At 33.6% G+C, this 12,957-nt stretch carries 14 protein-coding genes; 9 read left to right on the forward strand and 5 right to left on the reverse strand.

Translation table 11 applies throughout. The features are described 5' to 3' along the window. Positions 1-138: 138 nt before the first annotated feature. Positions 139-360 carry a hypothetical protein gene (locus tag KPL75_RS23660; protein WP_105586942.1) on the forward strand — a complete coding sequence of 74 codons (222 nt, stop codon included), beginning with the start codon at positions 139-141 and terminating at the stop codon, positions 358-360. Positions 361-638: 278 nt separating this feature from the next. Further along, a complete protein-coding gene (locus KPL75_RS23665; protein WP_219918007.1) occupies positions 639-1,088 on the forward strand; it encodes a DUF6376 family protein in 450 nt (149 codons plus the stop codon). 35 nt (positions 1,089-1,123) lie between these two features. Here KPL75_RS23665 and KPL75_RS23670 read toward each other — a convergent pair whose 3' ends face one another. The 3 genes from KPL75_RS23670 to KPL75_RS23680 all read right to left on the reverse strand — a co-directional run bounded on the left by KPL75_RS23670 (position 1,124) and on the right by KPL75_RS23680 (position 3,071). Beyond that, positions 1,124-1,462, reverse strand: a complete 339-nt coding sequence (locus KPL75_RS23670; RefSeq protein WP_002200850.1) for an EamA family transporter — start codon at positions 1,460-1,462, stop codon at positions 1,124-1,126. After that, positions 1,455-1,796, reverse strand: a complete 342-nt coding sequence (locus KPL75_RS23675; protein ID WP_002086172.1) for an EamA family transporter — start codon at positions 1,794-1,796, stop codon at positions 1,455-1,457. The genes KPL75_RS23670 and KPL75_RS23675 overlap by 8 nt, the downstream gene beginning before the upstream one ends. 273 nt (positions 1,797-2,069) lie before the next feature. Further along, positions 2,070-3,071 (reverse strand): S66 family peptidase, encoded by a 1,002-nt coding sequence (locus tag KPL75_RS23680; protein WP_219918008.1) that lies wholly within the window; start codon positions 3,069-3,071, stop codon positions 2,070-2,072. A 220-nt stretch (positions 3,072-3,291) separates the two neighbouring features. On the opposite strand from KPL75_RS23680, the gene KPL75_RS23685 reads away from it, so the two are divergent. After that, positions 3,292-4,245: a D-alanyl-D-alanine carboxypeptidase family protein gene (locus KPL75_RS23685; protein WP_219918009.1), complete on the forward strand. Its 954-nt coding sequence runs from the start codon at positions 3,292-3,294 to the stop codon at positions 4,243-4,245. 217 nt (positions 4,246-4,462) lie between these two features. Next, a complete protein-coding gene (locus tag KPL75_RS23690) occupies positions 4,463-5,062 on the forward strand; it encodes a nitroreductase family protein (RefSeq protein WP_219918010.1) in 600 nt (199 codons plus the stop codon). Positions 5,063-5,100: 38 nt separating this feature from the next. Here KPL75_RS23690 and KPL75_RS23695 read toward each other — a convergent pair whose 3' ends face one another. After that, a complete protein-coding gene (locus KPL75_RS23695; protein WP_219918011.1) occupies positions 5,101-5,271 on the reverse strand; it encodes a hypothetical protein in 171 nt (56 codons plus the stop codon). A gap of 610 nt (positions 5,272-5,881) precedes the next feature. Here KPL75_RS23695 and entFM point away from each other — a divergent pair. Continuing rightward, the gene (gene entFM, locus KPL75_RS23700; RefSeq protein ID WP_219918012.1) at positions 5,882-7,159 is read left to right on the forward strand and encodes an enterotoxin EntFM; all 1,278 of its coding nucleotides are present in this window, start codon (positions 5,882-5,884) and stop codon (positions 7,157-7,159) included. 176 nt (positions 7,160-7,335) lie between these two features. On the opposite strand, the gene KPL75_RS23705 is transcribed toward entFM, so the two are convergent. Next, positions 7,336-8,100 carry an alpha/beta fold hydrolase gene (locus KPL75_RS23705; protein ID WP_219918013.1) on the reverse strand — a complete coding sequence of 255 codons (765 nt, stop codon included), beginning with the start codon at positions 8,098-8,100 and terminating at the stop codon, positions 7,336-7,338. Positions 8,101-8,371: 271 nt separating this feature from the next. Between KPL75_RS23705 and KPL75_RS23710 the strand changes: the two genes are divergently transcribed. The 4 genes from KPL75_RS23710 to KPL75_RS23725 all read left to right on the forward strand — a co-directional run bounded on the left by KPL75_RS23710 (position 8,372) and on the right by KPL75_RS23725 (position 12,855). Further along, positions 8,372-10,132, forward strand: a complete 1,761-nt coding sequence (locus tag KPL75_RS23710) for an ABC transporter ATP-binding protein (protein ID WP_219918014.1) — start codon at positions 8,372-8,374, stop codon at positions 10,130-10,132. 86 nt (positions 10,133-10,218) lie between these two features. Beyond that, positions 10,219-10,896 (forward strand): envelope stress response regulator transcription factor HitR, encoded by a 678-nt coding sequence (gene hitR / locus KPL75_RS23715; protein WP_219918015.1) that lies wholly within the window; start codon positions 10,219-10,221, stop codon positions 10,894-10,896. Then, on the forward strand, positions 10,893-11,966 hold the full coding sequence (gene hitS / locus KPL75_RS23720) for an envelope stress sensor histidine kinase HitS (protein ID WP_219918016.1): 1,074 nt from the start codon (positions 10,893-10,895) through the stop codon (positions 11,964-11,966). The genes hitR and hitS overlap by 4 nt, the downstream gene beginning before the upstream one ends. Before the next feature lie 169 nt (positions 11,967-12,135). Further along, complete coding sequence (locus KPL75_RS23725) at positions 12,136-12,855, forward strand: 3-ketoacyl-ACP reductase (protein WP_000818988.1); 720 nt, start codon at positions 12,136-12,138, stop codon at positions 12,853-12,855. Positions 12,856-12,957: the final 102 nt, after the last annotated feature.

The following is a 12,957-nucleotide window of genomic DNA, read 5'->3' on the forward strand; positions in this document are numbered from 1 at the left end:
TTGTGGTGAAATCATATAGACCGTATAAGCTAGTTGAGCATGAAATGGTTATATATTTGTTAGAAAGGGTGTTTAAAACCTATCCTTTCAAGGCAATACTTGAGCCATAGTGAATGGATTGTTGGAAGGCGTGATTATATGTTTGAAGAGGATGGCATTGTTTTAATTCTGGAGCCTGCTGATGAACGGAATATGAGGAAATTTATTTTTACAGTACCGAAGTCAGTTTATGAAAAAAAAGAGATTTTACTACATTACGGAACACCTTTAGGTCAAGGATATACAGACATTATAGAAGATATTGTTAGTGTACATATAGACATAGATATTGTAACGGTAATAGGGCGTGTGAGAGGATAAAGAGAAACTTTAATTAGTGGGAGTCATACTGACCTCGAAAACAGATGTACTTAAAATAAGTATGTCTGTTTTTGTATTTACATGAAGATAGTTCCGAGGTGGAAATGAAAAAATATATGATAAGTTATTCGAAGTACATGTTGAACAGGATAATAATGATTTCTCTAGAATATATAAAAGGAAGATTAAAAAATAAGATATGATGTGATAAAGTGTATAAGAAGAAAACAAAGTGTTTATAAATGAAGAAAAGTATAACAATTATTTAGGAGGTAAAAATGAAGTTTACAAAAACAATGTTACTTTCAATTGTAGTTTCAATTGGTTTGATGGGATGTTCGCTAGTAGAGGAAGGAAAGAACTCCATAGATTATGCTCAAAAAGCGACAGACTATGTAAATGAAATAAGTGCATTTGCAAATGAAGCACCAGCATTAGCTGAAAAGGCCGTTAATGATGGAGAAGCTCGAAAAGAACTGGAAACGAAACTTACTGAAATTAAACAAGATATACCAGCTTTTAATGAATTAACACCACCGGATGTAGCGAAAGACCTTCACCAGCAAATCGTCGGATATAATGAAAAGTTAAATACATTAATTGATACATCTATGAAAAAGATAGAAGAAGGAAAAATGAATGTAGAGCAGTTTAAAAACTCTGAGCTTATGCAGACGATAGAACAAGTTCGTGATTTGAAAGATAAGGTTCAAAATTTAGGGCAATAATAAAAAGATCCGTTTAGCATAAACGGATCTTTTTATTATTGTATACAATAGACGATTACACCAATGACAATAATAATGTTGCCAATGATTTTTCGTTTCGTTATTTTCTCTCCTAGGAAGTACCAACTAAAAATTAAAATGATGATATAACTTAATGATTCTAATGCAGATGCTTGCTTTAATGCCAAACCCTTTAAGGCGATCACATTTAATCCGGCATTAATTACAAATAAAAAGTAGCCGATGATAACATAAGGATTCACATATTCTTTTATTCTAGAATCGTATTGTTGTAAAGTAGCCTTTTTTAATAATATTTGTGAGTAATTGGCTAAAATTATCCCAAATATCAATAATAACATATAACTATTCATCTTTTGTCACCACCACAATTCCGACGATAATAATAGCTGCGCCAAGTATGTGATTCCACTGTATCGTATCTCCAAATAGGAATACTGACCAAAGCATTGACCATAGTATGATAATCCCACGGTGTGAATATGCTCTAGAAATTTCAAAGTTCTTAATGACTTGTTGCCATAGAATTGCATATCCGAATAAAAGTACAACAAGTCCGAAGTAAGCAATAAAAAATGAAATTGATGCAATAGGGAATTGAGATGCCCATTTCATGTAAACCATAATGATAGAATATATCAAGAAGGCCACATGCAAAAATACATAGTTTTTAATAGTTGGTTTCATATATTCACTCTCTTTTACATGTAAATACATACATTTGAAATGAATGTATTTAATCAATAGTTTCTTATTACATAATGTATATTGAAATCGATTTTTCAGTACATATCATAGGTTTTGGCTTATCGTTTCACATTCCAAAATATATAGTAACATGTCTTCTATTGTAAAACAACAGAAGACATTAGGTACTATTTATTATGAGAGATATCCACTTTCTTCTATTGAAAATGTAATTGTATTTTTCAGCATTACAAGATAGTGGAATAAGTGTCGTTAGTCTCTCCATCGCTCTATAATATGTATCGTTTTATTTGTTGCATCTATCTCTGCTTGAATACCTATTGGCAAAGTAATCATTGGATGCGTATGACAACAATCAAAATCGGCTAGAAAAGGAAGTTTTTGATTTTGTAATACTTCTAATAATATTTCGTAAGGTTTTCGATTTGTACCACAATCATCAAATTGCTCATGTTTTCCAAGGATGATACCTGAAACTTTATCAAAAACGCCGTTAATTTTAAGTGATGAAAAACTTCTTTCGATAGTAGATGCATCTTTTGAGCTATCTTCAATAAAGAGAATGTCACCTTCTTGAATATGTGGCATATAGGGGCTACCCCAAATACCTTGTATAGTATTTAAATTCCCACCAATAATACGTCCAGTAGCTTTCCCACCAATTACTGAAATCCAATTGTTCGGTCGAAGATCTTTTTCTTTCGTTTTTTCTTCCCAATTAATAAATTCATCTGACCAAAATAACGGCTGGTTTATGTTGTAAGGAAGGTGTTGATCAGTTAATAAAGTATCCGCAAAATATTTGTACGTGCAATCTACGAAAGGCTCAAATTCACCAAAAGAAGGAACGAGTGCTGGACCATAAAATGTAGGAATTCCTGTTTTTACATAAATTCCTAGTAATAGCGCTGTTGCGTCTGAATAGCCAATCATTATTTTGGGGTTTTTTTGAAAAGAAGCATAATCAATATAAGGTAATAATGAATTTGAATTCATGCCGCCAATTGTCGACATGATACAAGAAACGTTAGGGTTTCTAATCAAGTCATTTAGTTCCTCAGCACGATCTTTAATGCTCCCTGAACGATAATAATCATATTGACCTGTTAGTGAACCTTCTAATATACGAAACCCTTTCTTTTGTAAATATAATTTTGCTCGCTCAAATCTCTTTGGAGAAGTATAGGTTACTGGTGAAGAGGGAGAGTAGATACCAATTGTATCGCCATATTTTAATGCTTTTGGAAGTATCATGTGTATAAATCCTTTCTATCTATATAGTGTTTTGGTGTTTAAGTGTTATTGAATATTCTTATATTTCGTTGTTTTTAGTGTAACACATATGAAAAAGAGAACGAGGTTGAAATTATAATTGCTGTAGATGAATAAATATGCTTTTTGCCTTGACGATTTAAAGTAATTGTTGTTATGGTTAAACATGAGTGTATAAAAGGTTTGCTAAAGGAGTTTTAGAATGAATCGGTTAAAATGGGGAAGATTAACAATCCTATTAGTAGTAATTCTAGGTATATGTTGGTTCTTTTTCCAAGGAGTTCAAAAGAGTGAAACAAATGTAGATACTCAGCCTTTACAAGTGGCAGAGCTACCTAAAACAGGGCTATCTGAAAAAGTAGTTCCACCAAAATATATACCACCAGAAATTGATGCAAAAGCAGCTATTATTATCGATGCGAGTAATGGAGATGTTATTTATCAAAATAATGAAAATGAAGCTGTTGCCCCTGCTAGTATGTCAAAAATGATGACAGCATATCTCGTTTTAGAGAGTATACATAATGGGAAAGTCCGATGGGAAGATCCAGTAAAAATAAGTGCGAAATCGGCACAAACAGAGGGTGCAAAAATCCCAATGCAAGTAAATGATACATTAACTGTTAAGGACTTATATCATGCGTTAATGATTGAATCGGCTAATAATTCGGCTGTCGCTTTAGCAGAACATGTAGCTAAGACAGAAAAAAACTTTGTTCAACTTATGAATGAAAAAGCCCAGCAATTAGAAATGTCAGATAAAGCTAAATTCGCGAATGCTTCCGGATTACAGGAGCCCGACGGAAGTGAAACAAAAATGACAGCAGCTGACGTAGCAAAATTAGCGTATCATCTTATAAAAGACTACCCAGAGATATTAGAAGTGACTCACTTACGTCAAAGTCAGTTAGCATTTAATAATGTTAATGTTACAAGCACAAATGAGATGTTAAACAAAAATAATAAAGCTTTATATATAGAAGGAATAGACGGATTAAAAACAGGATTTACAGATAGCGCAGGGTATTGTTTTACAGGTACTGCAAAACAAGGCGATAATCGCATTATTACAGTTGTCATGGGGACAAAAGGTAAAACAAAACGTTTTACAGAGACGAATAAGTTAATGTCTTATGCATTTGGATTAGTTAATTAAGTAAAGCAGTTTATTGTTACTTATTTTTGGTAACGATAAACTGCTTTTTTATTTAAAACATAGGAAGTAAAAAGGTAAAAAATGTGAGTGTTATTATTTGAGTTTAGTATTGTTTGTTGATATTATAAAGTTATGAACTTATTAATAATAAGTTCATGGGGCGCAATATGATGTATACATATGAAATAGCCTCAAATGAAAATTGGAGGGAATTGTAATGGCAAAAGATTTTTACTCAGCAATTGAAGACAGAAGATCTATTTACGCGATTAGTAAAGAGCAAGTAGTTTCTGATGAAAGAATTCAAGAAGTGATTTATCATGCTGTGAAACATACACCTTCGGCTTTTAATTCTCAAAGTGCAAGAGTTGTTGTATTACTAGGTGAACAACACGACAAATTATGGGACGTTACGAAAGAGACGTTACGAAAAATTGTACCTGAAAATAATTTTGCACCTACTGAAGAGAAAATGAATGCATTTAAAAGTGGCTATGGAACAGTTCTATATTTCGAAGATAGTAAAGTAGTAGAAAGTTTGCAAGAGAACTTTGCATTATACAAAGACAATTTCCCTATATGGTCTCAACACTCTTCAGGAATGTTGCAATTCGCAATTTGGACAGCGTTAGAAATTGAAGGTTTTGGTGCTACATTACAACATTACAATCCGTTAATTGATGAGGAAGTAAGAAAAGAATGGGATGTACCAGAAAGTTGGAAGTTAGTTGCTCAAATGCCATTTGGTAAACCAGTAGTTTCTGCAGGAGATAAAGAATATCAGCCATTAGAAACTCGTGTGAAAATTTACAAATAAAATAAAAAGGTGAACAGAGATATAATCTGTTCACCTTTTTATACGTGGTATGGGTTTTCGTACTGAATTGTTTTCATCTGCTCTTTTAATTCGTATTTCTTTGTTTCTATAGTTGTTACTTTTTTAAATGTTGTAAATGATAATAATTGCGTAAGAGCATAGTATAGTTCTATATTTTTATGTATGTGATCGTCTATAATTTTTTCCACGAATGTAACTCCTCTTTTTATGTGACTATACATATTTTATCAATTAACCCCTAATAATTCCATAGTTAGTGAAAAAAGCAAATAGTCAATTGCGTTTCTTGGAATGGGAATGCTCACGAGTGGGATGGAATTTTTGTGTATGAAATCTTACAAATCACCACTTTGTTTAAAATAATAGATAGTATAGAAAGTTAGTTTTTTTTAAATATTATACTATTGATAAACGAAGTGTTTTTTGTCATGATAAGAATATACTTCATGAAAAGAATTTTCTAGAAACAGTACTGTGTATTTACGTTAGATTAATGAAATCTTTATGTTTGATATAAAATGTGAATTTTATATCGGAATAACTAAATGAAGTATTAGGTTTTGATGAAATACATAAAAAAATTGAGAAAATCGTTGCAAAAACACACTGTTTAATGGTAAAGTTCACATGAAGTTCACACGGAATTCACTTCAATCGTTTAAAATGAACGACGTGTGAAAAATAAAACTCTTGCTAAAAAATGGAACTGGATGAATATTTTACTTTGATAATATTGTAAAGTATTAAGTTTATAGTTTTTCTCAAGAGGATAGTAGGGAAAGGAAGTAAAGACAACTTATGAAAAAAGTAATCGCAGGTTTAGCAGCAGCGTCTGTAGCAGGCGTAGCAGTTCCAGGAATGGATTCTGCTCATGCACAAGTTTCAAATGATGCGCTAAAAGAAATTAATGGACAAACTCAAACACAAACTCAAACGACTGTAACTGAAACAAAAACTGTAGAAACAACTTCTGAATTAAAATACACGGTAACAGCTGATGTATTAAATGTACGTTCAGGTGCTGGTACAGGACATGACGTTATTTCTAAAGTAAAAGAAGGTCAAGTACTACAAGTAATTGGACAAGAAAATGGTTGGTTCAAAGTTAATGTAAATGGCCAAACAGGTTATGTAAGTGGGGACTTCGTAACAAAAGGTGGCAATAAAGGAACTACTGTTCAACAAGGAACAGGTACTTATACAGTAAACGTTTCTTCACTTAACGTACGTACAGGCCCAAGTGCATCTCATACTGTTTTAGGTTCTGTAAATAAAGGTAAAACAGTTCAAGTTGTAGGTGAAGTTCAAGATTGGTTTAAAATTAACTTCAATGGTGGAACTGGATACGTAAGTAAAGACTTCGTAACAAAAGGTGGTTCAGCTGTTTCTAACGAAACACAACAACCAACTACAAACAACAACAATACTACTACAGTTCAAACTGGTGGTTCATATGTTGTTAACACGGGTGCTTTAAAAGTACGTACAGGCCCAGCTACATATAATGCTGTAATTGGTGGGGTAACGAACGGTACAGTATTAAACGTTACTGGCGCTGAAAACGGTTGGTACAAAATTAACCATAACGGCCGTACAGGTTACGTAAGTGCAGACTTTGTTAAGTTTGTAAAAGGCGGAGTGAACAATGTAGTTACTGGTGGTAACCAAGGTACGAACCAAGTACAAAAACCAACAGCGCCAACAGGTGGAGATACATCTTCAATCGCTGGATTCGCTAGATCTTTAAATGGTTCAAAATATGTATTTGGTGGTCAAACTACTGCTGGTTTCGACTGCAGTGGATTCATTCACTACGTATTAAATCAAACTGGTCATTCAGGCGCTCGTCAAACAGTTGCTGGATACTGGAGCTCTAAAACAAAAACTAGCAATCCACAACCAGGTGATTTAGTATACTTCTCTGACACTTATAAACCAGGTCTTTCTCACATGGGTGTTTACTTAGGAAACGGTCAGTTCATTAGTGCAGAAAATGAAAGTGTTGGTGTAAGAATTAGTTCAATTAATAACTCTTACTGGGCTAAACACCTAACAGGTTACACAAAAGCATACTAAGAAAAAGTATTTTTTATACTTTTTGTATAGAGAAAAGGCTTTCCAGGGAAACTTGGGAAGCCTTTTTCATAGTTAGATAAACTAACAGTATAGTAGTGTTTATCCCGCTTCAAAGTTCATTCGGGTTCGGGCAAATAATGAGTGGGGTGGACAATCCCACTCATTAAAGTTTCACTTTATGTCAATTTCCCATGCAAAAACTTAGCATATAAATCATGAAAATAGTTTGGACGGAATAAGTTTGCTGCATGACCTGCTAATGGAATTTCTTTATATAAAACGTTCGGAAGAATGGACTTTAAATCAAAGAGACAAGATTTATAGAGATGATCATGTTCGCCCATCACCCATAATATAGGATGGGGAAGTGCTTTTAATTTAGATTTCAAGTCGAATTCTAAGCGGTGTCGTAATGACTCAGCAATAATGGACGAGTGTAATTGTAATCCGAAACGGTAATAGATATTTCGTGAAATAACAGCGAACGGATTTGCCCTTAGTATTCCACTTGGAAAAATAGTACTAGCATACTGAGAAAGCCAAGATGAATATTCATCACCACGTTTTTCCCAAAATTTTTGAAAAACATTATATAAATGGGAAGGGTTATTATAATGTCCACCAATATGACAAATGCTCAATACTTTTTCAGGATGCATTTGTGCAAATGTCGTAGAGATATAACAGCCATAGCTTAGAGCACAAATATGAGCCTTTTTAATTCCCTCTTTTTCATACAAGTTCAATAATTGATCTACCAGGCGCTGTATTGAAAAGTCGATAGCTTCTCCTTTATCGTCGCCGTGACCTAATAAGTCATAAGTTATAATGTTGTAGGATGCAGAAAATCGTTTATGCTCTTTTTTGAAGGCGCGGCGATTTCCAACTAATCCATGAATAAAAATGATTGTTTCCTTTTCGGAATGTTTATTTGTTTGCAAAAAGGATACTCCTTTCAATGCTGGAGATTTATATAGTATTTTAAATTAGCTAATTGATAAAATCAGTTATTATTATTCTATGCGTAGTCTATAATTCGCATAGAATAATAAGTACCAGGTAATAATATCAGATGTTTATACTTGTTGTAAAGATGAGTTTATATGTATATTTTGTAAAAATAGAAAAAGTGTGTTTACATTCAGTTTACATTTATAGCGTATTCTAGTTTTAGCGATAATAGTTTTGTTTATAACGAGGAGATGAACGACAATGGAAGTTAGGGATACAGAAAAGAAAAAAGGGAATTGGAGGCAGTTTTTACGTCTTATTCAAGATACAAATCCACCGAAAGGCATTCTTATTTTTGCATTACTAATGAGCTTACTTTCTACTGGAGCGAGTTTGTTTATTCCAATGCTGACAAAAGGTTTAGTTGATAATTTTTCACTTTCTTCAATTAGTACGGGACAAATTGTTGGATTAATTGCATTCTTTATTATTCAAACAATTGCTGCGGGATTGTCTATTTATTTATTGAATTATATTGGACAAAAAATTGTGGCTGGACTTAGGGAACGATTGTGGAAAAAGGTACTTATTTTACCAGTGTCTTATTATGATCAAAACAGAACGGGAGATACAATTAGTCGTATGACAAATGATACAGGTGTTGTGAAAACATTAATTTCTGAGCATTTGTCAAATTTATTAACAGGTGGTATTTCGATTGTTGGATCATTAATTGTATTATTTGTTTTAGACTGGAAAATGACAGCTTTACTCTTAACGGTTATTCCATTATCTGTACTAATTTTAGTTCCACTTGGACGGAAAATGTATAAGATTTCAAAAGCACTTCAAGATGAAACAGCTTCGTTTACAAGTGTGTTAACACAGGTGTTATCAGAAATTCGTTTAGTAAAATCTTCAAATACAGAAAAAAGAGAATATGAAACAGGTAATACAGGGATACAAAAGTTATTGCAATTTGGTTTAAAAGAAGGAAAAGTGCAAGCGTTAATTTCACCAGTTATGTCCTTTGTTTTAATGGCATTACTTGTTATTATCGTAGGGTATGGTGGAATGCGAGTTTCTAGCGGTGCATTAACAACAGGTGAACTTGTAGCATTTATTTTGTATTTAGTTCAAATTATTATGCCAATGAGTCAGTTATCTATGTTCTTTACTCAGTTCCAAAAAGCAATTGGTGCAACCGAAAGAATTAATACGATTTTAGAATATGAAGTAGAAGATCATGAGACAGGTATGAATGTTACAAATGCGAAGCAGTCGATCGTTATTGAAAATGTACATTTTGAGTATAACGAAGAAGAGAAAGTGTTGAAAAATATCGACTTCACGATTGAATCTGGAAAAGTAACAGCGATTGTAGGCCCAAGTGGTAGCGGAAAAACAACTTTATTCTCGCTGTTAGAACGTTTTTATGAGCCAACTAGTGGTTTCATAAAATTAGGGAAAGAACCAATTACAGCATATTCATTACAGTCATGGCGACGTCAAATTGGTTACGTTTCACAAGATAGTCCGTTAATTGATGGAACGATTCGTAATAATATTTGCTACGGTGTTGAGGGCGAAGTGACGGATGCAGAAATTGAAAAAGTAGCAGCTATGGCATATGTTGATGCGTTTATTCATGATTTACCAAACGGATATGCAACAGAGGTTGGAGAGCGCGGTGTGAAGCTTTCTGGAGGGCAAAGACAACGAATTGCGATTGCTCGAGCGTTACTACGAAATCCGCAAATCCTTATGTTAGATGAAGCGACTTCAAGTTTGGATAGTAAATCAGAGTCTGTCGTTCAAAAGGCATTAAATAACTTAATGAAAGGCAGAACAACTTTAGTTATTGCACATAGACTTTCTACTGTTGTAGATGCAGATAAAATTATCTTTATTGAAAAAGGGAATCTTACAGGAAGCGGTACGCACGATGAGTTATTACGTACACATGACATGTACCGTGAATTTGCAATGCAACAATTGAAAATTAAAGAAGGAGCATTATAGAATGAAAACAATCAGTGAAGGGACACTTCACTGATTGTTGATTTTAGAGTGCTAAAAAGTATGTTAAGCAGAAAGGATATGATTCCTTGATACCTAAAATTTTAATGGTAGATGATGATCCGCACATTAGAGAACTTGTTTCTGTATTTTTAGAGCGAGAAGGTTTTCAAACATATGAGGCAATTGATGGACTAGATGCTCTTCAGAAAATAGACGAAGTGAAAGTCGATATGGTTATTCTTGATATTATGATGCCAAATATGGATGGGTTTGATGTATGTTTTGAATTAAGAAAATACTATGATATCCCGATTCTAATGCTAACTGCCAAAGGGGAAACGTCGCAAAAAGTAAAAGGATTTCACCTTGGAACAGATGATTATCTTGTAAAACCATTCGACCCTATAGAACTAGTGGTGAGAGTAAAGGCATTATTGAAACGTTACCAAATTACAGTATCGCAATCGATTCAAGTTGGAAATGTACTGTTAAATCGTAAAACGTTTGAAGTGACACTGGGAGAACAAACGGTTACGTTACCGCTAAAAGAATTCGAGTTACTCTTTACATTAGGATCTAAGGCGGGAAGGACTTGTTCGAGAGAGCAATTAATTGAAGATGTATGGGGATATGATTTTGAAGGAAATGAACGTACATTAGACGTTCATATTAATCGGTTACGTGAGAAGTTCCAAGAAGAGAAGTCGAAATTTAGTATTAAAACGATTAGAGGATTAGGGTATCGCTTAGAGGTAAGTAAATGAGAAAAAGAAAACGAATGAGTAACTTGAAGATGTTGAAAGTAATTGGAGCGGTATTAGCGCTCTTTTCTTTTTTAACAATAATTTGGTCTATAGCATTTTATGTATCATCAAGTATTATAAATGCTCTTGAAATAAACATATCACCTTTTGTTACGTTTCTAATTAGTGACATGGTCGGCTTTGTATTTATTGTTCTTATTTGGGTATTGATCGGAGTATTAATGAGACCAAAGCGAGAGGCAATGATTTGGACGATTATTGAACCGATACAAAAAATTGCAAAAGGAGACTTCTCCGTAAAAATACGAAATGAAGAAAAGTATGATGGAGAAATCGGTGTGCTCGTAAAAAGTATAAATGATATGACAGATGAACTGAATGCGATGGAGAAAATGCGCCAAGAATTTGTATCGAATGTATCGCATGAAATACAGTCGCCATTAACTTCTATAAAAGGGTTCGCTAGAGCACTACAAGATAATAATCTTGCTGAGGAAAAAAGAAAGCATTACCTTACGATTATTGAAACTGAAACAACGAGATTATCTAAATTGAGTCAAAATTTACTGAAGTTAACCCTTTTAGAGTCTGAAGAGTATACACCAGAAAGGGTGCCTTATCGATTAGATCAACAATTAAAGCAAATTGTATTAAATATTGAACCGCTTTGGGCTGAAAAAGAAATTGAGTTAGATCTGGATTTAGAGAAAGTGCATATTACTGCCGACCAAGAAAGTATGAGTCAAGTATGGATCAATTTAATTCATAACAGTATTAAATTCACGCCAAATGGTGGTACGATTACAATTCAGTTAAAAGAACATGCGGAGTTCCAGGAAGTAAGTATTCATGATACGGGAATTGGTATATCAGAAGAACAGAAGCAACATGTTTTTGAGCGTTTTTATAAAGCGGATTCTTCACGAAATCGTGCTTATGGAGGAAGTGGCTTAGGTTTAGCGATTGTAAAAAAAGTACTCGACCTTCATCAAGGAGAAATAAAGGCCGAAAGTGAGGAAGGGAATGGTACAAAATTTATTGTGCGTATTCCGAATCATGAAGAAAAATAGTGTTAAGAGGAGCGTCTTCTAACACTATTTTTCTTTAAAAATGCATTTACCATTACTATAGTTACTTATAAGTAACCTACGCACATGAAAGTGCATCATTGCCTTTTTACATAAACATAGATACACTTTTAATATAATAAATAACTGAGAAGATTAAGGAGTGTTATACTTGGCAGAATTATTACAAGGTAAAAATGCTTTAATTACAGGAGCAGGTAGAGGTATTGGTCGTGCTGTAGCGATCGCATTAGCGAAAGAAGGCGTAAATGTAGGTCTTTTAGCTCGTTCAGAAGAAAACTTAAAAGCTGTAGCGAAAGAAGTGGAAGCAGAAGGCGTAAAAGCTGTTATTGCGACTGCTGATGTATCTTCGTATGAAGAGGTAACTACTGCAATTGAAACGTTAAAAACTGGTTTAGGATCTATCGATATTTTAATTAATAACGCTGGTATTTCTAAGTTCGGTAAGTTTTTAGAATTAGACGTTGCTGATTGGGAAAAAATCATTCAAGTAAACTTAATGGGTGTATACTATGCAACTCGTGCCGCTTTACCAAGCATGATTGAACAACAATCTGGTGATATCATTAATATTTCATCTACAGCAGGACAAAAAGGTGCACCTGTAACAAGTGCATATAGTGCTTCTAAATTTGGTGTTCTTGGTTTAACAGAATCGTTAGCAATGGAAGTTCGTAAACATAACATTCGTGTAACGGCTTTAACTCCAAGTACAGTAGCGACTGATATGGCTGTAGATTTAGGATTAACTGATGGAAATCCGGATAAAGTTATGCAAGCAGAAGATATTGCAGAGTTTATCGTAGCGCAGCTGAAGTTAAATAAACGTACATTTATTAAATCTGCTGGACTTTGGTCTACTAATCCGTAAGGGTTAAAGTTAAAAATAAAGAAGGGATATTTATTCTGTAATGGAGTGGGTGTCCCTTCTTTATTTTTTGTATATGAAACTGAATTTTCGGTATAATTTAAT

It is taken from the genome of Bacillus sp. NP247, assembly GCF_018966865.1.
In the GTDB taxonomy this organism is placed as follows: Bacteria; Bacillota; Bacilli; order Bacillales; family Bacillaceae_G; genus Bacillus_A.